At 71.4% G+C, this 20,445-nt stretch carries 18 protein-coding genes; 16 read left to right on the top strand and 2 right to left on the bottom strand.

From position 1 onward, the window contains the following. Positions 1–20: 20 nt before the first annotated feature. Both GTY96_RS19440 and GTY96_RS19445 read left to right on the top strand, forming a co-directional pair. A complete protein-coding gene (locus GTY96_RS19440; RefSeq protein ID WP_201756219.1) occupies positions 21–1,811 on the top strand; it encodes a sigma 54-interacting transcriptional regulator in 1,791 nt (596 codons plus the stop codon). Next, a complete protein-coding gene (locus GTY96_RS19445) occupies positions 1,808–4,456 on the top strand; it encodes a bifunctional serine/threonine-protein kinase/formylglycine-generating enzyme family protein (protein ID WP_161665489.1) in 2,649 nt (882 codons plus the stop codon). The genes GTY96_RS19440 and GTY96_RS19445 overlap by 4 nt, the downstream gene beginning before the upstream one ends. A 10-nt stretch (positions 4,457–4,466) precedes the next feature. Here the strand turns inward: GTY96_RS19445 and GTY96_RS19450 are convergent, their stop codons facing one another. Continuing rightward, complete coding sequence (locus GTY96_RS19450) at positions 4,467–6,086, bottom strand: ADYC domain-containing protein (RefSeq protein ID WP_161665490.1); 1,620 nt, start codon at positions 6,084–6,086, stop codon at positions 4,467–4,469. Positions 6,087–6,362: 276 nt separating this feature from the next. Between GTY96_RS19450 and GTY96_RS19455 the strand changes: the two genes are divergently transcribed. After that, positions 6,363–8,300, top strand: a complete 1,938-nt coding sequence (locus GTY96_RS19455) for a CocE/NonD family hydrolase (RefSeq protein WP_161665491.1) — start codon at positions 6,363–6,365, stop codon at positions 8,298–8,300. A 100-nt stretch (positions 8,301–8,400) separates the two neighbouring features. Further along, on the top strand, positions 8,401–9,477 hold the full coding sequence (locus tag GTY96_RS19460) for an RNA 3'-terminal phosphate cyclase (protein WP_143904622.1): 1,077 nt from the start codon (positions 8,401–8,403) through the stop codon (positions 9,475–9,477). 31 nt (positions 9,478–9,508) lie between these two features. Here GTY96_RS19460 and GTY96_RS19465 read toward each other — a convergent pair whose 3' ends face one another. Beyond that, on the bottom strand, positions 9,509–9,862 hold the full coding sequence (locus tag GTY96_RS19465; protein ID WP_143904621.1) for a hypothetical protein: 354 nt from the start codon (positions 9,860–9,862) through the stop codon (positions 9,509–9,511). A gap of 79 nt (positions 9,863–9,941) precedes the next feature. Between GTY96_RS19465 and sppA the strand changes: the two genes are divergently transcribed. From sppA to GTY96_RS19525, 12 genes are all read left to right on the top strand, one after another. Then, positions 9,942–11,633 carry a signal peptide peptidase SppA gene (gene sppA / locus GTY96_RS19470; protein ID WP_161665492.1) on the top strand — a complete coding sequence of 564 codons (1,692 nt, stop codon included), beginning with the start codon at positions 9,942–9,944 and terminating at the stop codon, positions 11,631–11,633. Between the two features lie 9 nt (positions 11,634–11,642). After that, the gene (locus GTY96_RS19475; protein ID WP_143904619.1) at positions 11,643–12,392 is read left to right on the top strand and encodes a TFIIB-type zinc ribbon-containing protein; all 750 of its coding nucleotides are present in this window, start codon (positions 11,643–11,645) and stop codon (positions 12,390–12,392) included. A gap of 85 nt (positions 12,393–12,477) precedes the next feature. After that, complete coding sequence (locus GTY96_RS19480) at positions 12,478–13,080, top strand: hypothetical protein (protein ID WP_143904618.1); 603 nt, start codon at positions 12,478–12,480, stop codon at positions 13,078–13,080. A gap of 154 nt (positions 13,081–13,234) precedes the next feature. After that, positions 13,235–14,320 (top strand): iron-sulfur cluster carrier protein ApbC, encoded by a 1,086-nt coding sequence (gene apbC / locus GTY96_RS19485; RefSeq protein ID WP_143904617.1) that lies wholly within the window; start codon positions 13,235–13,237, stop codon positions 14,318–14,320. 25 nt (positions 14,321–14,345) lie between these two features. After that, positions 14,346–14,852, top strand: coding sequence for a hypothetical protein (locus GTY96_RS19490; RefSeq protein ID WP_143904616.1), 507 nt, complete (start codon positions 14,346–14,348; stop codon positions 14,850–14,852). Between the two features lie 4 nt (positions 14,853–14,856). Continuing rightward, positions 14,857–15,306 carry a hypothetical protein gene (locus GTY96_RS19495; protein ID WP_255442500.1) on the top strand — a complete coding sequence of 150 codons (450 nt, stop codon included), beginning with the start codon at positions 14,857–14,859 and terminating at the stop codon, positions 15,304–15,306. Between the two features lie 47 nt (positions 15,307–15,353). Further along, positions 15,354–16,202, top strand: coding sequence for a 3-hydroxyacyl-CoA dehydrogenase family protein (locus GTY96_RS19500; RefSeq protein WP_143904615.1), 849 nt, complete (start codon positions 15,354–15,356; stop codon positions 16,200–16,202). Positions 16,203–16,220: 18 nt separating this feature from the next. Further along, positions 16,221–16,997: an enoyl-CoA hydratase-related protein gene (locus GTY96_RS19505; protein ID WP_143904614.1), complete on the top strand. Its 777-nt coding sequence runs from the start codon at positions 16,221–16,223 to the stop codon at positions 16,995–16,997. 1 nt (position 16,998) lies between these two features. Then, complete coding sequence (locus tag GTY96_RS19510; protein WP_161665493.1) at positions 16,999–17,631, top strand: hypothetical protein; 633 nt, start codon at positions 16,999–17,001, stop codon at positions 17,629–17,631. 35 nt (positions 17,632–17,666) lie between these two features. Continuing rightward, entirely contained in the window at positions 17,667–18,809 is a 1,143-nt protein-coding gene (locus GTY96_RS19515; protein ID WP_161665494.1) for an acyl-CoA dehydrogenase, read from the top strand. 10 nt (positions 18,810–18,819) lie between these two features. After that, positions 18,820–19,278 carry an AgmX/PglI C-terminal domain-containing protein gene (locus tag GTY96_RS19520; RefSeq protein ID WP_143904611.1) on the top strand — a complete coding sequence of 153 codons (459 nt, stop codon included), beginning with the start codon at positions 18,820–18,822 and terminating at the stop codon, positions 19,276–19,278. A gap of 20 nt (positions 19,279–19,298) precedes the next feature. Further along, on the top strand, positions 19,299–20,444 hold the full coding sequence (locus GTY96_RS19525; protein WP_143904610.1) for an acyl-CoA dehydrogenase family protein: 1,146 nt from the start codon (positions 19,299–19,301) through the stop codon (positions 20,442–20,444). Position 20,445 lies beyond the last annotated feature (1 nt).

Raw genomic sequence — 20,445 nt, forward strand, 5'->3', positions numbered from 1 at the left:
CCTGGGCATTCTTTCAGGGAATGCTGCCACCTGACCTGAGGGAGACCGAGGCCCCCCGCAAGGGAGCCTCCCGCGCCGCCGCGACGGACCGGCTGTACCTGCTGCTGCTGGTGGGGAACAGCTCCACGCTGGTGCCGCTGCCCCGGGAGGGGGCGGTGGTGATTGGACGGGCGGCGGGGGTGGACGTGCTGGTGGAGGACGCGTCGGTGAGCCGCCAGCACGCGAAGGTGGGGGTGGCGGAGGGGGAGGCGTTCATCGCGGACCTGGGCAGCCACAACGGCGTGCGCGTCAACGGCGAGCCGGTGCAGGGGTCGCGTCCCCTGGACGGCGGGGACGTGGTGACGCTGGGCAACGTGACGCTGGTGTTCCACCGGGGCGAGCGGCCCTTGCCGGAGCGGCGGGCGCTGGAGGCCGAAGGGCTGCGGGCGCGGCTGTCGGAGGAGTTGGAGCGGGTGCGCACGACCGGGCACGCGGTGAGCGTGCTGGCGCTGGAGGTGGAGTCCGCGTGGGTGTCGCCGGCGGAGCTGGGGCGGGCGCTGCATGGCGCGCTGCGGCTGATGGATGGCGTGGGGCAGCTGGGAGGCACGTGGATGGTGCTGCTGCCGGACCTGTCGGGAGAGGAGGCGGAGGCCGCCGCGGCGCACCTGGTGTCGGTGCTCACGCCGCTCGCCGGGCGCGTGCGGGCGGGGCTGGCGCACGCGCCAGGGGATGGGATGCAGGGGGATGCGCTGCTCGGCGCGGCCCGGGCGGCGGCGCTGGCGGCGGCGCCCGGGGAGACGCGGGTCAGCGGGCCGTCGATGTACCGGCTGGCGCTGGGCGAGCGGTCGGTGGTGGTGGCGGACACGGCGCTGCTGCAGCTGTTCGAACTGCTGCGCCGGCTGGCGGCGAGCCCACTGCCCGTGCTCATCCACGGCGAGACGGGGGCCGGCAAGGAGAACGCGGCGTGGGCGGTGCATCACTGGTCGCGGAGGGCGGCGCAGGGGTTCGTGGCGCTCAACTGCGCGGCGCTGCCAGAGAGCCTGGTGGAGGCGGAGCTGTTCGGCCATGAGCGGGGCGCCTTCTCCGGCGCGGACCGGGCGCGCGCGGGCCTGCTGGAGCGGGCCAGCGGCGGGACGCTCTTCCTGGACGAGGTGGCGGAGCTGTCGCTGCCCATCCAGGCGAAGCTGCTGCGGGCGTTGGATCAACAGGTGATCACCCGGCTGGGGGATTCGCGCGAGCGGCCCGTGGATCTGCGCGTGGTGGCGGCGACGCACCGGGTGCTGGCGGACGAGGTGAAGGCGGGGCGGTTCCGGCAGGATCTCTTCTTCCGCCTGTCCGCGGCGGTGGTGATGCTGCCGCCCTTGAGGGACCGGCCGAGGGAGCTGCCCCTGCTCGCACGAGCGTTCCTGGAGGATGCGTGCGCCAGGGCGGGGCGCCCACCGCTGCACCTGTCCGCCGCGACCATGGAGGTCCTGAGCGCGCATGGCTGGCCTGGGAACGTCCGCGAGCTGAAGAACGCGGTGGAGTACGCGGCGGCCATGTCGCCGGGACCGGTGGTGGAGCCGTCGCACCTGCCGGACTCGCTGCGGGCGACGCCGCCGGAGCCCGCGCGGGGTGAGGAGGGGACGGCCGCCTCGCCCCGGGTGTTCCAGAACCTGGCGGAGGAGCTGCGGACGCTGGAGCGGCGGCGGATGATGGAGGCGCTGGAGGCCACCGGTGGGGTGCAGACCCGGGCGGCCCAGCTCATCGGGATGCCGCTGCGCACGTTCGCGTTCAAGATGAAGCAGCACCGCATTCCGTCATCGCGAGGCCGGGGCCCGGCGGAGGAATGAGCAGCGACCTGCCTTCAGCCTGGCAACCTCCCGCGACCTTCGGTGAGTACCGCATCCTGCAGCCGCTCGGGCGGGGGGCGATGGGGGAGGTGTACCTCGCGCACGACACGGTGTTGGACCGGCTGGTCGCCGTGAAGTTCATCGCGGGCGTCGCTCCGGATGAGGTGCAGCGCGAGCGCTTCCGCACCGAGGCGCGGGCCATCGCCCGGGTGCAGCACCCGAACGTGGTGGGCATCCACCGCGTGGGGGAGGTGCGGGATCGGCCGTATCTCGTCTCGGAGTTCCTGCGCGGGGCGAGCCTGGACCAGATGGCGCGGCCGGTGCCGTGGACGCGCGTGCGGGAGATTGGCGTCGGGCTGGCGAAGGGGCTCTCGGCGGCGCACCGACAGGGGGTGTTGCACCGGGATCTCAAGCCCGCGAACGCGCTCCTCACCGAGGACGGGCAGGTGAAGCTGCTCGACTTCGGCGTGGCGAAGCTGCTCGACGTGGCCCTGGCCCCCGTCGCGCCCGCGCGCCAGCCGGAGGGCCCGCGAGCCGGGTCACCGGAGGGTGATGCCACGGTGGATGTGCCCGTCCGCGCCAGCAGCGAAGCGGGGCCGCGGCACCCGGGCCCCAGCACCGGAGACGACACCGCGGCGCCCGCGGCCACGCGGCACATCCCGGCGAACCCGTTGAGCGCCGCTGCCGCGAACGTGGCGCAACGGACCGCGACGGCTTCTCCGCTCTCGCCGCCCCTCCAGCTCGGCCCCCCGGAGCTGATGGCCACGGGCCGCATCGGGACGCCGCTCTACATGGCGCCCGAGGTCTGGCGTGGGGAACCGGCCACGGTCCGGAGCGATCTCTTCTCGCTGGGCGTCCTGCTCTACGAACTCTGCGGAGGAACCACGCCCGGGCCGCTCGCGGAAGCACCGCTGCGGCCCCGGAGCTTCGCGCCGCTGGACGTCATCGTTCCCGGTGTCGATCCCTCCTTCGCGGCGGTCGTCGCCCGCTGCCTCGCGCATGATCCGTCCGCGCGCTTCGACTCCGCCGAGGCCCTGCGCGAGGCGCTGGAGTCCACCGCCCCGCGTCCAGCCCAGGAACCCCTCGCGCCCCCAAGGCCCCGGTGGCTGAGGCTCACCCGCGTGCTCGCGCTCCCAGGCCTTGCGGTGGCCATCCTCATCGGCGGCACCTGGGCCAAGGAGTGGTCCCGGCGCACCGACGCGGAGCAGGCCCTGGCCCTGGCGGCCCCCCTCGTCGAGGAGTGCCGGGCGATGGACGTCCAGATCGAGGCTCTCCGTGCCGAGGCCTTCACCGCGTTCGACTCCGACCACATGGCCGCCGCCGAGGACGCCTGGGCCCGCGCGTTGACCCTCGGCGCGAAGCAGGCCCGCCGCTACGAGGACGCGAGCGAGCTCCTCGAAGCCTCTCGGACGCGCGTGGGCCGGGGCTGGAACAAGGCGTTGGACTCACGCGCCGCCGAGGTGCTCTTCCAACGCATCCTCGTCGCGGAGCGGGACCGCAAGCCTGACGTCCAGGCCACCTTGACCCAGCAGTTGGAAGAACTGGACCCCTCCGGCGGCACGACCCAGGAGCTGACCCGCCCCGTCTCCATGGAGCTGGACAGCGATCCCCCCGGCGCCACCGTCCAGGTCGAACGCGTGGAAGCCACCCCTGGCCCCCAGCACTGGTCCAAGCCGTGGACGTTCGGCACCACGCCCATCACGTCGGGCCTCACGCTGGAGCCCGGCTCGTACCGGCTGACCTTCACGCTCCCGGACCGTCCGCCCGTGCGCTACCCCGTGCTGCTCACGCGCGGTGGCACCTTCCAGGCCCGGGTCGTGCTCCCCGAACAGGTCCCGGAGGGCTACGTCTACGTGCCTCCCGGCCGCTTCCTCTACGGCAGCGGCGACGACGAGGCCATCCGCCGCACCATCGTGCACACGCGCCCGCTGCACCCGCTCACCACGGGGGCCTTCTTCATCGCGCGACACGAAGTCACGTACGCGGACTGGATCGCCTGGCTGCGAGACCTGCCCGCGCCAGAGCGCGCCGCGCGCAGGCCCCGAGGCACCAACTACTTCGGGACCCTGGAGCTGCGCCCGGCCCCGGCTGGCACCTGGACCTTCCACCTGGAGCACGAAGGCATCTCCTACCAGGCGAGGGAAGGGGAGCCGCTGCGCTACCTGGACCGCGAGCTGCGCGCCGAACAGGACTGGCGCCGCTTCCCCGTGTCCGGCATCTCCTGGGAGGACGCCCGCGCGTATGTCGCGTGGCTGGATGCCACCGGCCGGGTCCCCCGCGCCCGCCTGTGCACCGAACGGGAATGGGAGCGTGCGGCCCGGGGCGCGGATGGCCGCGACTATCCGCATGGCCCGGTGCTCGCGCCGGATGATGCCAACTTCGACGCCACCTATGGCCGCAAGCCGCGGGCCTTCGGACCGGACGCCGTGGGCTCGCATCCCGCGTCGGACAGCCCCTTCGGCGTGGCGGACCTGTCCGGCAACGTGTGGGAGTGGCTGGTGACGGACACCGCTGGCACGCCCGCGTATGGCGGCGGTTCGTTCTACCAGGACGCGCTCACCGCCCGGACCCTCAACCACGGCGACGGCGAACCGCGCACACGCTTCCCCTTCATCGGGATGCGCGTGTGCGCGTCCGCGCCGTGACTCCCGGGACCTAGAGGTCGCGTCCCGGCAGCTGCCCCACCGACGGCAGGTACCCCAGGTCCCGAACGAAGGTGTAGCCGTCCGGCGCCTCGGTCGACGTGGCGAAGAGGCCCAGCGTCGGGTGATGCCACAGCTTCAACGGCCGCCGCTGGCCCGTGCTGGTGGTGTCCACGGCGCTGTACAGATAGCCCTCGATGCCGCGGTCTCCGTTCACCACCAGGCGGGTGTAGCCCTGGCGTGGATCGCACGCGGAGTTGTTCGTGAGCAGGTAGTGGCCCAGGCCGTCGGAGCAGCGGTACAGCGGCGTGATGAGCTTCCCCATGCGCTTGAGGATCTCATCGGGCAGCTTCGCGGAGAGCAGGGGGCCTTCCATGCGCATCGGCACGAACGGCGACACGTCCGCCACCCCGTTCCCATCCAGGTCCAGGCCATACGCGGACACGTCCGGTCCCCAGGAATGCGTCTTCAGGTCCACCGTCACCGCGCTCGTCGTCACGAAGCTCGTCCCGTTGGCGCGGAAGGACACCAGCGCATGGTCGATGAAGAGTGAATAGGACACGAGGAGCGTCGTGCCGGCCAGGGCGCCCATGTCCACGTCCTCACAAGGCTGGGTCCGTTCATGCAGATCGAGGGCGCGATTCACGCACGTCGCTTCCAGCGGCAGGCTGTCCCAGCGCGTCTTGCCCAGGCACAACGGACGGACGTCGCCGCAAGCGCTCATCTTCCACACGGCCTCCAGCGAGTAGCCGTTGTCCTTCCCCAGCCACTTGGGCAGGCGCCCGTTGGTGCTGATCGCGATCGCGTTCTGCACGCCCATGAAGAACAACGGCGTTCCGTCGAGCGTGTTGCTGCGCCCCTCACCGCAGTAGTCCGCCATCGCCATGCGCGTGCACAGCTGGTGGAATTTCAGCGCGAGGTCCGGCGTGTACGCACCGGCCCAAGGTGGGTAGCCCCAGTCGATGCACTTGGCGATGACGCCACCGCCCACGAAGAAGGGCAGTTCATCCGTGCCCTCGTTCTTGGGCGTGCACGCGAAGGTGAAGTAGTCCGGGTTGGGCAGCAGCGCTCCCCCCGCGGACCAGGCGTTGGGCACCGGCAGCGCGAAGCCGCTGCCCAGCGGACAGAGCGGCATGGTCGTCCCATCATTCGTGGAGGCCGTCACGCTGTACTCCCAGTACGCCGTGCCATCGAGGATCTCCTCTGGCGTGCAGTTGGGCTTGCTGGGCCCCTTGATGGGGACGTGACATCGGGCATCCGTGATGACCAGCTTCACCGAGCGGCCCTCGAAGGGCGCGCGGAACGACGTGCCCACCAGCGCAGGGCCTTCCAGGAAGCGCGAGGTCACCGGCGGACTGCCTCCGCTGCACCCCTGGAGCGCCGCCACCCGTCCCCCCAGCGCCAGGGCCTTGGCGGGAGCGCACGTCACGCCAGCGGGAGGCGCGGAGGGCTCCACCGACGCCAGCGGGATGTTGATGGACTCGAAGCGATCCGTGCCGTGCAGCTGCGTGCCCTGCGCGCCGTTGGTCGGCGGCGGCTCCGGCGGCTCCGGCGGCTCCGCGAACGCGCTCGCGGTGGTCAACATCACCGCGCCAATCCACATCTTCAAACAGGTCCTGTGAATGCCGATCATGTGTCCGTGTCCCCCGCGTGGATGCGGTCTGGAGGGAGCGCTCGAATGCGCCCTGCCATCACGAGACGCGAGGCGCGCGATTTATTCGACAAGCCATGTCTGCTTTTGAGGACATGAGCAAAGATTGCCGTGCATGCAAGGTTTGCATGATCGCGCCAGCCCTGGGGCGTGCAACGGTTGCACGTTCTCGCGCGCCGGCGGAGCGATCCAGCTTCCTTGCCCGCGCCGCATCGCCCAAGATGGCGTCCCCCTGCATTCGCACCCGAGGAGGGCATCATGTCCTTCGGCACCCGCGGCCTGCTGACCGCGCTCGCGCTGTTCTCCCTGTCCGGCACCGCCGTCGCGCAGTCATCCGCCACGCCCCCGAAGTCCGCCGCGGACCCAGACGCCGAGCGCGCGGCCTACATCCGGTCGCACTACGCCAAGTACGAGGTGCGCATCCCCATGCGCGACGGCGTGAAGCTCTTCACGACGTTCTATGTCCCCACGGACGCCAGCCCCCAGAAGCGCTACCCCGTGCTGCTGATGCGCACGCCGTATTCGGTGGGGCCCTACGGGGCCGGCCAGTACAAACAGACCCTGGCGACCGCCGCGTTCGAGAAGGACGGCTTCATCTTCGCCTTCCAGGACGTGCGCGGCCGGTTCATGTCCGAGGGTGAGTTCGTCAACATGCGCCCCCACCGCGACACCAAGCGCGGCAAGGAGGTGGACGAGAGCAGCGACACCTACGACACCATCGACTGGCTCACGAAGCGCGTGCCGAACAACAACGGCCGCGTGGGCATGTGGGGCGTGTCCTATCCCGGCTTCTACTCGTCCGCGGGCGCCATCGACTCACACCCCGCGCTCAAGGCGGTGTCGCCGCAGGCGCCCATCGCGGACTGGTTCTGGGACGACATGCACCGGCATGGCGCCCTCAACCTCCAGCTCTCCTTCAGCTTCTTCTCCAGCTTCGGCAAGCCGCGCCCCGCGCCCACCGACGACGTGGACTGGAAGCCCTTCGACTTCGGCACTCCGGACGCCTACCAGTTCTTCCTGGACCTGGGGCCGGTGTCCAACGCGGACGCGAAGCACTTCCACGGCGACATCGCCTTCTGGAACGAGATCGTCGCGCACCCCAACTACGACGCCTTCTGGCAGGCGCGGAACCTGCTGCCGCACCTGAAGAACATCAAGGCGGCGGTGATGGTGGTCGGCGGCTGGTACGACACGGAGGATCTCTACGGCCCGCTCCACACCTACGCCGCCATCGAGAAGCAGAACCCCGGCATCGCCAACACGCTGGTGATGGGCCCCTGGCCCCACGGCGGCTGGATGCGCTCGAGCGGCACGTCCCTGGGCGACGCGGACTTCGGCTTCCCCACCAGCACCACGTACCAGGACCTGGTGCTGGCCTTCTTCCAGCAGCACCTGAAGGGCGGCCCGGACGCGGGCGTCCCGGAGGCGCTGGTCTTCGAGGGCGGCGCCAACCGCTGGCGCCGCCTGGACGCGTGGCCGCCCAAGGGCACGAAGCCGACGCGGCTGTACTTCCAACCCCAGGGCGCGCTGACGTTCCAGGCGCCCACGGCCACCGCGCCGTCGTTCGACGAATACGTGAGCGACCCCGCGAAGCCGGTGCCGTACACCCAGGACCTGAGCCCTGGCTGGTCCAAGGCCTACATGACGGAGGATCAGCGCTTCGCGGCGCGGCGGCCGGACGTGCTCGTCTACCAGACGGAGCCCCTTCAGAAGGATCTCACCGTGGCGGGCCCGCTGGAGGCGGAGCTGTGGGTTTCCACCACCGGGAGCGACGCGGACTGGGTGGTGAAGCTGGTGGACGTGAACCCCGGCAAGGTGCCCGGCTTCACCAAGGAGCAGGAGCAGTCCGGGGAGCACAACCGGGGCAGCCAGCAGACGCTGGTGCGCGGCGAGCCGTTCCGGGGCCGCTTCCGCGACAGCTACTCGGAGCCGAAGGCCTTCACCCCCAACGAGGTGACGAAGGTGCGCTTCGTCATCAACGACGTGTTCCACACCTTCCAGCGCGGGCACCGGCTGATGGTGCAGGTGCAGTCCAGCTGGTTCCCGTTCATCGACCGCAACCCCCAGACCTTCGTGCCCAACATCAACGAGGCGAAGCCGACCGACTTCGTGCGCGCCATGCACCGGGTGCATCACTCCGTGGCGGAGCCAAGTGCGCTCAAGGTGAATGTGCTGCCGGCGCTGGACGAGCCGTAGTTCCCCGGTCCCCCCGCGCGGCGTCTGCTAGGCTGCCGCGCCGTCAACGCGGACCGCGGCCATTCAGGGGCCGCGCGCCTGACACCATGACGGGAGGGACATGACCGGTCACGACCGGCCCGACTCCGGGCGGGTGCTGCTCGACGGAAGCATGGGGGAGGGGGGTGGCCACGTCCTCCGCTCCGCGCTGTGTCTGTCGCTCATCACCGGCCGTCCCTTCCAGCTGACCCGGCTGCGCGAGCGCCGGGAGCCCTCCGGCCTGCGCCCGCAGCACCTGGCGTACGTGCGCGGCGCGGAGGCCCTGAGCACCAGCACCAGCGAGGGCGCCGTCGTGGGCGCCTCCGAAATCCACTTCACCCCCGGCCCGGTGCGCGCGGGGGATTACCTGCTGGAGGCCGGCGCATCAGGGAGCACGCCCCGGCTCTTCCAGTGCCTGGTGTATCCGCTGGCGCTCGCGGGGGGCGGCCGGCTCACCTTGCGCGGCGCCACGCACCTGCGCGACAGCCCCAGCTTCCACGCCCTGGTCGGCGCGTGGCTGCCGGTGGCGCGCGCGTACGGCCTGCCCGTGCAGCTGTCGCTCACGCACGCGGGCTTCCACCCGGAGGGCGCGGGCGAGTTCACCGCGGAGATCGGCGCGCCGGTGGAGCCGCCGGTGCGCGTGGACCTTCCCGCGCGCGGCGTGCTGCGCGAGGTGCGGGTGATGACGCTCGTGGGCGGGCTGCCCTTCGCGATCGCGGAGCGCCAGTCCCGCGCCGCGGTGGCCGCGCTGCGCGAGCGGGGCATCCTGGCGGAGGCCGACAACCGGCCCGTGCCGGTGACGCGCTCGCAGGGCACGGCGACGTTCATCCTCGCGCAGTTCGAGCACACCGTCGCGGCCTTCACCTCGCTGGGAAACGGAGGCCACGACGCGGAGGGCGTGGGCCGCGAGGCGGCGGAGGCGCTGACCCGGTTCATGCAGACGGGGGGCGCGCTGGATGAGCACCTGGCGGAGCAGCTGCTCCTGCCGGCGGCGCTGCTGGCGTCGGGGCGGCTGGGGGCGGTGACGCCGGGCACCACGCGCTTCACCGCCGCGCGCATCACCGGCGCGATGACGGTCCAGGCGGAGGTGCTGCGGCGCTTCCTGCCGGTTCACATCGACGTGTCGCCGGGCGGAGCGGTGGAGGTCCGTCCGGCGTGAGGCGGAGGAGGAAGGCTCGCGCCTCCTCGACTCAGGCCTCGTCCTCGGAGGCGTTGCCGCGGGCGCCGAAGGTGTTGGTATCCGCCATCTCCTTCACGGTGCCGCGGTACGCGCGGATGGCGAAGGGCGCGGCGACCAGGAAGACGATGCCCACGAGGCCAATGGCCATCCACGGGATGGGCGTCTCCTTGATCTGCACGTCCTTGCCGTAGCCGTTGAGGTTGTTGCCCATGGCGCGCGCCTTGGCGGCGGCCTTCTCTTCCGCGGTCAGCTCCTTGCGGGTCTGGAACTCCTGGGGCTGCTTGCGCTGGGGCTGCGCCAGGACAGCGCCGCCCCAGACGAGGGCGAGGACGAGAACAAGCCGGGGGAGGGAGGGGGAGGACATGGGCCTTGAGCCTAACAGAGCCGCCGGGCGCGGGTGAACAGGGGTTGCTTCACCGTGGCGGGAGCGTTACGCGCGCCGGATGCTCCGCCTTCCCTTCCTCCTCGTGGTCAACCTCTTCCTGGGGCTGCGCCTGCTCCTGGGCCTGCCCTTCCGGCTGATCGCGGGGCGAAAGCGGCCCACCTGGGTCCGGTTCCGGCTCTCCGGGACCCCGCCGTACCGCCCGCGCCCGGTGCCGCGCTTCCGGTGGGGCCGCGCGCCGGAGGAGCCCGCGACGGTGACGTCGGTGGAGGCCCTGGGCCGGGCGCTGAAGCTGCTGGCCCGGGACGCGAAGCTGGAGGGCATCCTCCTGGAGGTGGAGGGGCTGGGCGTCCCGGATGCGCGGCGCGAGGCCCTGAGGGCGCTGCTGTCGGACTTCCAGGCCGCGGGCAAGCGGGTGGTGTCCTGGGCGGTGATGGTGGACACGGACGCGTACCCCGTGCTGGCCGCGGCGGACGAGGTGCTGCTCGCCCCCATGGGCCGGGTGGAGCTGGTGGGCTACGCCGCCGAGGCCACGGTGCTGGGCGAGGCCTTCGAGCGGGTGGGAATCCAGGCCCACTTCGCCCGGCGCGGCGACTACAAGACGGCGCCGGAGCTCTTCACGGACGGCAAGGTGTCCGACATCCAGCGACAGACGCTGGAGTCCTTCCTGGACGAGCGCTACGGCGCCCTCGTGGCCGCCATCGCGGCGGGCCGCGGCAAGACTCCCGAGGAGGCGCGGGCGCTCATCGACGCCGGCCCCTACAGCGCGAAGCGGGCCCTGGAGGCGGGGCTGGTGGACGGGCTGGTCCACGAGGCGGACCTGGGCACGCACCTGGGGCTGGAGGCGAAGAAGGACGAGGAGCCGCCGGTGCCCACCTTCGACGCGTACCTGGAGACGCTCGCGTTCCCGCCGGTGAAGTGGCGCAGGTTCAAGCGCAAGCCCCGGCTGGCGGTGGTGGACGTGGCGGGCATCATCATCCCGGGCGGCGGCGGCGCGGGCCGGTTCGCGGCGGCGGACTCGGTGGTGAAGGCGCTGCGCCAGGCGGGGCGCGACACACGGGCGAAGGCGGTGGTGCTGGCGGTGTCCAGCCCGGGCGGCTCGGCGCTCGCGTCCGAGCAGATCCTGGAGGCGGTCAAGCGCGTGGCGAAGCAGAAGCCCGTCATCGCGTACGTGGACCAGGTCTGCGCGAGCGGCGGCTACATGGCGGCCATTGGCGCGAAGGAGATCTGGTCCGCGCCGCACGCGGTGGTGGGCTCCATCGGCATCTTCATGGGCAAGTTCGACTACGGCGCGCTGCTGGAGAAGCTGGGCATCCACCGCACCACGCTGGCGCGGGGGGAGAACGCGGCCTTCTTCTCCTCGTCCCGGGCCTTCACGCCGCACGAGCGCGCCGCCCTGGAGCGCGAGGTGGAGGAGGGCTACCAGTCCTTCCTGGAGCTGGTGGCCCAGGCGCGCGGCCGGACCAAGGAGGAGATCCACCAGCGCGCGGAGGGCCGCGTCTACTCGGGCCTGCGCGCGAAGGAGGCCGGGCTGGTGGACCGCATCGGCGGCTTCGAGGAGGTCTGCCGCCACGCGTTGGAGGAGGCACGCGTCGCGTCGGACGACTTCGAGCTCGTCCGCTACGGCGGCGCCCGGGGCGGGCTGTCGCTGCTCAAGCTGCTGTCGGGCGCGGCGCACCCGGCGACCTACGCCTTCTGCACCGCGTCCTGGAGCCTCTGGGGCTTCGGGGCGGCGTCGCGGCGCTTCGACTAGCATGGCGGGATGGCCCGCTCCTGCCCGGTGTGCCCCAGCCAGCCGTTGAACGTCGTCCAGGCGTCGGACGTGGAGGTGGACCTCTGTCCGCGCTGCCACGGCCTGTTCTTCGACCGCGGTGAGCTGGAGCGCTTCCCGGACCGGCCGTCGCTCCAGCCGCTGATGAACACGGCGCGTCAGGCCGCGTCGCGGTGCCGCAAGGGAGGGCACCTGGTGCCGCGTGCCCAGGTCCACTGTGCCACCTGCGACAGCGAGCCCCTGGGCTGTCCGGGCTGCGGCGCGCGGCTGGGGCTCGTGTCCGCGCGCGTGTGCAGCGTGGACCTGTGCACCCACTGCGGTGGCGCGTGGCTGGACGCGGGCAAGTTCGAGGCCCTGGAGCACGCCACCGTGACGCCGCCGAAGGGACCGGCCACCTCGGGGGGCTGGGAGGTCGCCCCCGCGACGGACGGGGGCGCGGATCCGTGGAGGAGTCCAGGCGCCACGGCCCCGCTGCCGCCGTCGGATTCCCCGTCGGGCGGGTGGGGCGTGCACTCGCCCCTTTCGTGCGTCCACTGCGGCCTCGCCGTGTCCGTGCCCCACGCGTGGGCCTGGAACGGCGACCTCTACTGCGGCGAGCACGCGCCCCAGGGCGCCGTGGCGGGCTCCAGCCTCCCCAAGAACCGCGAACCGAGCAGCCTCCCCTCCATGGAGGACGTGGCGGACGGCGTCGACCTGGCGGACCTGGTGCTCTGGGTCGTCCAGCTCCTGCGGCGCCATTGACGGCGCCCGCCGGAGGAGCGAGGGCGGGGGAGGGCACCTGGAGATTGCCCGGCCCAGGCACGGGGTCTACCCTGCCGCGCCAGTGATGACCCGCCTCGCTCCCCTGGGCCTCCTCCTGCTCGGCACCGCCTGCGCCACCGCTTCGCGCGACCCCACCACCGTGGCGGAGGCGTACGCGAAGGCCCTGGAGGAGAACCGGCTCCAGGACGCCTACCGCCTGACGACCGGAGGGCCGGACGGGGAGGTGGCCTTCCTGGACGAGTACTCCGACGCCCCCGCCCGGACCGAGCGGGCCGCCGCGGTCCGCTCGGGCGCGGCCATGCTGGAGGCCCGGGCCCCCTCCGTCACCCTGGCCCGCCAGGGCGAGGACTGGCGCGTGGTGGAGTCGCGCGCGGCGGACGTGCCCCGGGCGGCGCTGAAGAAGTTCCTCGACGCGGTGGACGCGCGCGACTGGAAGGGAGCGTGGGGCCTGCTCGCCTCGCCGCTGCGTGCCCGCTACACGCCCGAGCGCCTGCGCGAGGACTTCGAGCGCGAGCCCCTTTCGAAGGAGCGCCTGCGCCGCGCCCGTCTGGCCCTCAACACCCGCGTGCGGGTGGCGGCGGGCGAGGCCCTGTTCCCCCTGGGCGAGGAGCGCGCGGTGCGGCTGCTCCTGGAAGACGGCGAATACCGCGTGGCGGCCATCGAATGACGGCCAGAAGCCAGGGGCGCTCCCGCGGGTTCAACGGCGGGTGCGCCCCCAGGGCCCCTGCGTTAAACGACGTTGACAGCCCCCGGAGTGCTGGCAATCTCCGCCCCCCTTCAAGCGTGCAAGCGCCTGTTTTCAAAAGGTTTCAGGTGTCCCGATGAGCGTCTCCCAGGCCGATGTGATGGCGGCCATGTCGAAGGTGATCGACCCCGAACTGCACGTCGACCTGGTGAAGGCCGGGATGGTGAAGGACGTCCGCGTCACCGGCGACACGGTGAAGCTGAAGATTGAACTGACCACGCCCGCGTGTCCCATGAAGGGGAAGATCCAGGCGGACGCGGAGGCCGCGCTCAAGGCGGTGCCGGGCCTGAAGTCCTTCGACATCGAGTGGGGCGCCCAGGTGCGCGGCGTCGCCGGAGGCTCTGGCGGCGGGGCGCTGCTGCCGGGCGTGAAGAACATCCTGCTCGTGGGCGCCGGCAAGGGTGGCGTGGGCAAGAGCACGGTGGCGGTGAACCTGGCCGCGTCGCTCGCGCAGCACGGCGCCAAGGTGGGCCTGCTGGACGCGGACTTCTACGGCCCGTCCGTGCCGCTGATGACGGGCACCGCGGACAAGCGCCCGGTGAGCCCCAACGGCAAGACGTTGGATCCGCTGATCGCGCATGGCCTGAAGATCATGTCCATCGGCTTCCTGGTGGAGGCGGATCAGGCGCTCATCTGGCGCGGCCCCATGCTCCACGGCGCCCTGATGCAGCTGGTGCGCGACGTGAACTGGGGTGAGCTGGACTACCTCATCCTGGACCTGCCCCCGGGCACGGGCGACGTGGCCCTGACCCTGTCCCAGTCGGTGCGGGCGGCGGGCGCGGTGCTGGTGACGACGCCGCAGGACGTGGCGCTGGCGGACGTGGTGCGCGCCAAGCAGATGTTCGACAAGGTGCACATCCCGGTGCTGGGCATCGTGGAGAACATGAGCCAGTTCATCTGCCCGCACTGCTCCAAGAGCACGCCCATCTTCAACCACGGCGGCGGGCACAAGGCCGCGGAGATGTTCGGCATTCCATTCCTGGGGGAGATCCCCCTCGACCTCAAGGTGCGCGAAGCGGGAGACTCCGGCGTGCCGGTGGTGGTGGGGCACAAGGACAGCCCGGAGGCCCAGGCCTTCCAGGCGATCGCCCGCAACGTGGCCGGCCGCGTGTCCGCGCAGTCCATGAAGAGCGTGCCCCTGCCGGTGATGCAGGCCCGGTAGGGTCCAACTGAGAGAAGGAGACCGCATGGCCCCGGCCGGCAACGACGACCTCCCGCCTGATCCGCTGTTCGACGACTCGGAGCAGCAGCACGGACGCGAGAGCCGCTCGGGCGGCTTCGTGCCGGATTTCGTGCGGCGCATGGCGGTGGCCGGGATGGGCGCGATCTTCATGGGCGAGGAGGGCATCCGTGCCCTCGCCGGCCAGCTCAAGCTCCCCAAGGAGGCGCTGGGCTTCATCCTCTCCCAGGCGGAGAAGACGAAGGACGACATCTCCCGCGTCGTCACGGAGGAGCTGCGCCGCTTCATGCAGTCGGAGAAGCTGCGCGACGAGTTCCTCAAGCTGCTCTCCGGCATGACGGTGGAGGTGAAGGCGCAGATCCGCCTGGTGCCGTCGGAGAAGGCGGAGGAAGCAGCGCCGCCGGAGCCCCCCGCGAAGGGCAAGAAGTCCGCGGAGGCGCCGCCCACCACCCGCGTGGTCATCACCGAACTGAACGCGCGCCGGCCGGCCTCCAAGCGCTCGAAGCGGGAGTAGGGACGTGGCGGAAGCGCCGGAACAGCCCGTGCCGGAGGCCCCCGCGCCCGCCCCGGAGAAGCCCCGCGCGGGCTGGCGCACGCACCCGCTGCCCAAGCGGCTGGCGCTCATCGCCATCGTCGCGGTGGGCCTGTGGCTCTGGCGGGCCACGGACGTGCCCGAGCGTCAGCTCATCCTCCAGCTCGACGGCGAGGGCTGGAGCCGCGCGCGCGCCATGGACCTCCAGGTGGTGGATCCGGAAGAGCACATCCTCAAGCGCGAGGAGCGCTTCTTCGCGAGCGGCCCCCCACCGGAGGTGACGTTCAAGGTGGGGCTGCCCCAGGGCAGCTTCCGCATGCGGCTGTTCGTGAAGGTGGAGGGCCAGGAGCCCCGGGTGCGCCTGGAGGAGCCGCTGACGGTGGGCGAGGGTGAGGCCATCGTCCGCCAGCTGCGGCTGCCCGCCACCAGCCGTTGACCCTCCTGGGGGCGTGCGTTATGGCCGCCGACACAGGAGAAGTCGCCATGGCAACGGAACACATCGTCGTCGTCGGGGCAGGGCAGATGGGCGCGGGCATCGCGCAGGTGGCGCTCCAGGCGGGCCTGCGCGTGTCGCTGGTGGACGTCAACAAGGACGGGCTCGCCAAGGGCGCGGACCGCATCAAGGCCGGCCTCAAGAAGCTGGTGGAGAAGGGCAAGCTGGACGCGGCGAAGCAGCAGGCCGCCGAGGCCAACCTCGCCACCTTCACCAGCGCGCGCGACGCCAAGGACGTGGACGTCGCCATCGAGGCCGTGACGGAGAACGAGGACCTCAAGCGCCGCATCTTCCTGGAGCTGGACGAGGTCGTGCGGCCCGGCGGCATCCTGGCCACCAACACGTCCTCCATCCCCATCACCCGCATCGCCGCGGCCACGAAGCGCCCCGAGTCCGTCATCGGGATGCACTTCATGAACCCCGTGCCGGTGATGCAGCTGGTGGAGCTCATCCGCGGCGCGGCCACCAGCGATGAGACGTACGCCACCATCCGCGCCATGGCCGAGCGCATGGGCAAGACGACGGTGGTGTCCAAGGACTACCCGGGCTTCATCGTCAACCGCATCCTCATCCCCATGCTCAACGAGGCCTGCTTCGCGCTGATGGAGGGCCTGGGCACCGCGGAGGACATCGACACCGCGATGAAGCTGGGCACCAACCAGCCCATGGGCCCGCTCCAGCTGGCGGACTTCATCGGCCTGGACACGGTGCTCTACATCGCCGAGGTCCTGCACAAGGGCCTGGGGGACTCCAAGTACCGCCCGTGCCCGCTCTTGCGCCAGTACGTGGACGCGGGCTGGTACGGCAAGAAGAGCGGCCGCGGCTTCTACAAGTACTAACCCCCGGGAGCCCCACACATGGACTACCAGAACATCCGGTTCGCCCAGGACGGCGCCATCGCCACCCTCACGGTGGACCGCCCCAAGGCGCTCAACGCGCTCAACACCGCCACCTTCCACGAGATGGACCACGCGCTGCGTTCGCTGACGGGCGACACGCGCGCGCTGATCATCACCGGCGGGGGCGAGAAGGCCTTCGTCGCCGGCGCGGACATCGCGGAGATGGCCACCATCTCCGCCGCCCAGGCGCGCGAGTTCTCCGCCCTGGGACACCACGTCTTCGAGTCCCTGGAGAACCTGCCCATCCCCACCATCGCGGCCGTCAACGGCTTCGCGCTGGGCGGCGGCCTGGAGCTGGCGCTGGGCTGCGACCTCATCTACGCGTCGGAGAAGGCGAAGCTGGGCGTGCCCGAAGTCACCCTGGGCGTCATCCCGGGCTTCGGCGGCACCCAGCGCCTCACGCGCCTGCTGGGCCGCGCCCGCGCCAAGGAGCTGCTCTTCACCGCGGACCGCATCGACGCGGCGAAGGCGAAGGAGATCGGCCTGGTGCTGGAGGTCCTGCCCGCGGATCAGCTGATGGCCCACTGCCGCGCGGTGGCGGAGAAGATCCTCAAGAACGGCCCGCTCGCGGTGGCCCAGGCCAAGCGCGTGGTGGAGTACGGCGCGGACCAGGACCTGCGCGCCGCCAACGAGCTGGAGCGCCAGGGCTTCGCGGTCCTCTTCGGTTCGGAGGATCAGCGCGAGGGCATGGCCGCGTTCCTCGCCAAGCGTCCAGCCGCGTTCCAGGGCAAGTGACGTGAAGCCCGCGGTCGCGGCCGGGAGCCTGCTGTGCTTCCTGGCCGCGCCGCCCGCCTGGGCCGGCGCGGAGCCGGAGCCGGACGCGGAGGCGCCAGCCGAGCACCGCGCCCCGGCCCTGGTGTCCTGGAAGCGCACGCTGTGCATCTACACGCTGTGCTTCCTGGAGCCCCTCATCCCGGACCTCCGGCGCGAGTGGGGTGACGGCGCCCACTGGGTGCTCTCCTGGCCCGTCCACCCGTGGGCCACCCCGCCCCTGGACGTGCCCGGCCCCACGCTCATCCTGTCGCCCTTCGTGGAGCCCCAGCTGCGCCTGGGCCCCTCCACCCTCCGCCTGCTCGCCGGGGCCCGGGTGTACGCCTTCCCGGACACGTCCCGCTTCGGCGTGCTGGCCGAGGGAGCAGGCGTCTGGGGAGGGGACGGCAAGGGCGGGGTGGCCGGGGCAGGGCTTACCTATGACCTGATTGAACGGCACCGGGACACCCAACCCTGGACGGTGTCGGTGGTGGTGCGCAGGACCTGGACGGACGCGGGCGCCCGCACGGACGTGTCCCTCGACGTGACCGTCCCGCTGGCGATGTTCTTCGGGACCCGGGTTCCCGCACCGGAGGAGGGCGGGACGTCTTCGAAGTAGCCCCGGGACGGGCCGCGTACTATGGGATGTCCACCATGAACTTCGAGCTGACCGACATCCAGCGCGAGATCCAGCGGCTGTGCCGCGAGTTCGCCGCCAAGGAACTCATCCCCAACGCCCGCAGGTGGGACGAACAGCACGCCTGGCCCACGGACGCGGTGAAGAAGCTGGCGGAGCTGTCGCTGCTGGGCATCGCCGTGCCGGAAGAGTGGGGCGGCGCGGGCCTGGACAACGTCTGCTACGCCATCGCGATGGAGGAGATCTCGCGCGGCTGCGCCTCCACTGGCGTCATCATGAGCGTGAACAACTCGCTCTACTGCGACCCGGTGTCCAAGTTCGGCACCCCGGAGCAGAAGGAGCAGTTCCTCAAGCCCTTCGCCAGCGGTGAGAAGCTCGGCTGCTTCGGCCTCACGGAGCCCGAGGCCGGCAGCGACGCCGCCGCCCAGAAGACCGTCGCCGTGAAGCGGGGCGACGAGTACATCATCAACGGCTCCAAGAACTGGATCACCAACGGCCCCAAGGCCGACGCCATCGTCCTCATCACGATGACGAACCGGGAGGCCGGCAACAAGGGCATCACCGCCTTCCTCGTGCCCACCAACACCCCCGGCTTCACCCGCGCGGAGCCCGACCGGAAGATGGGCATCAGCGCCGCCTGGTCCTGCTCCATGTTCTTCGAGGACATGCGCGTGCCGGAGAAGTACCGCCTGGGCAAGGAGGGCGAGGGCTTCAAGGTCGCCATGTCCACGCTGGACGGCGGCCGGATCGGCATCGCGTCGCAGGCGCTGGGCATCGCGCGCGCGGCCTTCGAGGAGGCGGTGCGCTACTCGGGCGAGCGCAAGACGTTCGGCAAGCCCATCCGCGACCACCAGGCCATCCAGTTCATGATCGCCGACATGGCCCTGGAGATCGACGCGGCCCGGCTGCTGGTGTGGCGCGCGGCGCTGATGAAGGACAAGGGCGTGCGCCACAGCCCGGAGAGCGCCATGGCCAAGCTGTACGCCAGCGAGATGGCCAGCCGCGTGGCCAACAAGGCCCTGCAGATCCACGGCGGCATGGGCTACAGCAAGGAGATGGACGCCGAGCGCCACGTGCGCGACGCGCGCATCACCGAGATCTACGAGGGGACGAGCGAGATCCAGCGCATCGTCATCTCCGCCAACCTGCTGAAGGAGTAGTCACCCGGTCATGAAGCGCGCGCTCCTCCCCGTGCTGTTGCTGTCCCTGGGCCTCGGCTCCCCGCTGGCCCTGGCCCAGGGCTCGTCCTCCAAGAAGAAGGCCGCGGCCCCCCCGGCCGCGACGCCCGCCCCGAAGAAGGACGACGGGCTGGACGTGAGCCGGCTGCCCTTCACCCCGGACTCCATCCGGCAGGTGATGGCCCACCACATGCCTCGCATCCAGGAGTGCTACGAGGACCACATGGTGGAGAAGGACAAGAAGGTGGAGGGCAAGCTGCTCACCACCTTCACCATCACCGCGGACGGCACCGTGCGCAGCGCCAAGGTGGACAAGCACGGCAGCACGCTGAAGGACGCGGGGCTCAACGACTGCGTGGTGGCCGTCCTGTCGTCCATGGACTTCCCCAAGCCCCCGGACGGCCGCGACCACCCCATCGAGTACCCGTTCAACCTCAAGGCCATCGAGTAGCGCCCAGGACGCCCGCGCCCGTGAACTTCGACCTCACCGAGACCCAGACGCTCATCCGCGACACCGCGCGCAAGTTCGCCCGCGAGCGCGTGGCTCCCCATGCCCGCGCGGCGGACCGCGAGGAGCGGTTCGATCCGGAAGTCTTCAAGGCCCTGGCGGAAGTGGGGCTGCTCGGGGTGAACCTCCCCGGGCGCTACGGCGGCGCGGAGGCGGGGGTCGTCTCCTACGCGCTGGCGATGATGGAGATGGCCGCCGCGGACGCCTCCGTGTCCGTGGCCATGGCCGTCACCAACATGTGCGCGGAGCTCATCCACGCGGTCGGCACCGACGCGCAGCGGGAGAAGTTCGTCCCCCGCATCACCTCCGGTGAGGCCATCGTCGGCGCGTTCGCCCTCAGCGAGCCGCACGCGGGCTCCGACCCCGGCGCCATGCGCACCACCGCGGTGAAGCGCGGCGACGCCTACGTGCTCAACGGCAGCAAGCAGTGGATCACCTCCGGCGCGTACGCGGGCGTCATCGTCGTCTGGGCCCGCACGAGCGGGACCGGCAACAAGGGCCTGTCCTGCTTCATCGTGGAAGGCGGCGCGAAGGGCCTCCACGTGGGCAAGCACGAGGACAAGATGGGCCTGCGCGCGTCCAACACCGTGGGCCTCACCTTCGAGGACTGCGAAGTCCCCGCGGCCCACCTCCTGGGCAAGGAGGGCGACGGGTTCCGCCTGGCCATGATGGCGCTGGACGGCGGGCGCATTGGCATCGCGGCGCAGGCGTGCGGCGTGGGCCGCGCCGCGCTGGAGGCGGCGGTGTCCTACACCAAGGACCGCAAGGCCTTTGGTCAGGCCGTGGCGGACTTCCAGGCCCCGCGCTTCATGATGGCGGACATGCGCACACAGCTGGACGCGGCGGAGCTGCTCACCCTGCGGGCGGCCGCCCTCAAGGAGTCCGGCCAGCCGTTCACCCGCGAGGCCTCCATGGCGAAGCTGTTCGCCAGCGAGATGAGCAACAAGGTCGCGGACAAGGCCGTGCAACTGCACGGGGGCTACGGTTACATCGACGAGTTCCCCGTGGAGCGCTACTTCCGGGATGCCCGCGTGCAGACCATCTACGAGGGCACCAGCGAGGTGCAGCGGATGGTCATCGCCCGGGAGACCTTCCGCCAGCAGGGGTAGG

The sequence above is a fragment of the Corallococcus silvisoli genome (assembly GCF_009909145.1).
In the GTDB taxonomy this organism is placed as follows: Bacteria; Myxococcota; Myxococcia; order Myxococcales; family Myxococcaceae; genus Corallococcus; species Corallococcus silvisoli.

Excerpts from the sequence above, each read along its gene's own strand:
- GTY96_RS19440 (WP_201756219.1), top strand. The coding sequence starts at position 21 with ATGCTGCCACCTGACCTGAGGGAGACCGAGGCCCCCCGCAAGGGAGCC.
- GTY96_RS19445 (WP_161665489.1), top strand. The coding sequence starts at position 1,808 with ATGAGCAGCGACCTGCCTTCAGCCTGGCAACCTCCCGCGACCTTCGGT.
- GTY96_RS19450 (WP_161665490.1), bottom strand. The coding sequence starts at position 6,086 with ATGATCGGCATTCACAGGACCTGTTTGAAGATGTGGATTGGCGCGGTG.
- GTY96_RS19455 (WP_161665491.1), top strand. The coding sequence starts at position 6,363 with ATGTCCTTCGGCACCCGCGGCCTGCTGACCGCGCTCGCGCTGTTCTCC.
- GTY96_RS19460 (WP_143904622.1), top strand. The coding sequence starts at position 8,401 with ATGACCGGTCACGACCGGCCCGACTCCGGGCGGGTGCTGCTCGACGGA.
- GTY96_RS19465 (WP_143904621.1), bottom strand. The coding sequence starts at position 9,862 with ATGTCCTCCCCCTCCCTCCCCCGGCTTGTTCTCGTCCTCGCCCTCGTC.
- sppA (WP_161665492.1), top strand. The coding sequence starts at position 9,942 with ATGCTCCGCCTTCCCTTCCTCCTCGTGGTCAACCTCTTCCTGGGGCTG.
- GTY96_RS19475 (WP_143904619.1), top strand. The coding sequence starts at position 11,643 with ATGGCCCGCTCCTGCCCGGTGTGCCCCAGCCAGCCGTTGAACGTCGTC.
- GTY96_RS19480 (WP_143904618.1), top strand. The coding sequence starts at position 12,478 with ATGACCCGCCTCGCTCCCCTGGGCCTCCTCCTGCTCGGCACCGCCTGC.
- apbC (WP_143904617.1), top strand. The coding sequence starts at position 13,235 with ATGAGCGTCTCCCAGGCCGATGTGATGGCGGCCATGTCGAAGGTGATC.
- GTY96_RS19490 (WP_143904616.1), top strand. The coding sequence starts at position 14,346 with ATGGCCCCGGCCGGCAACGACGACCTCCCGCCTGATCCGCTGTTCGAC.
- GTY96_RS19500 (WP_143904615.1), top strand. The coding sequence starts at position 15,354 with ATGGCAACGGAACACATCGTCGTCGTCGGGGCAGGGCAGATGGGCGCG.
- GTY96_RS19505 (WP_143904614.1), top strand. The coding sequence starts at position 16,221 with ATGGACTACCAGAACATCCGGTTCGCCCAGGACGGCGCCATCGCCACC.
- GTY96_RS19515 (WP_161665494.1), top strand. The coding sequence starts at position 17,667 with ATGAACTTCGAGCTGACCGACATCCAGCGCGAGATCCAGCGGCTGTGC.
- GTY96_RS19520 (WP_143904611.1), top strand. The coding sequence starts at position 18,820 with ATGAAGCGCGCGCTCCTCCCCGTGCTGTTGCTGTCCCTGGGCCTCGGC.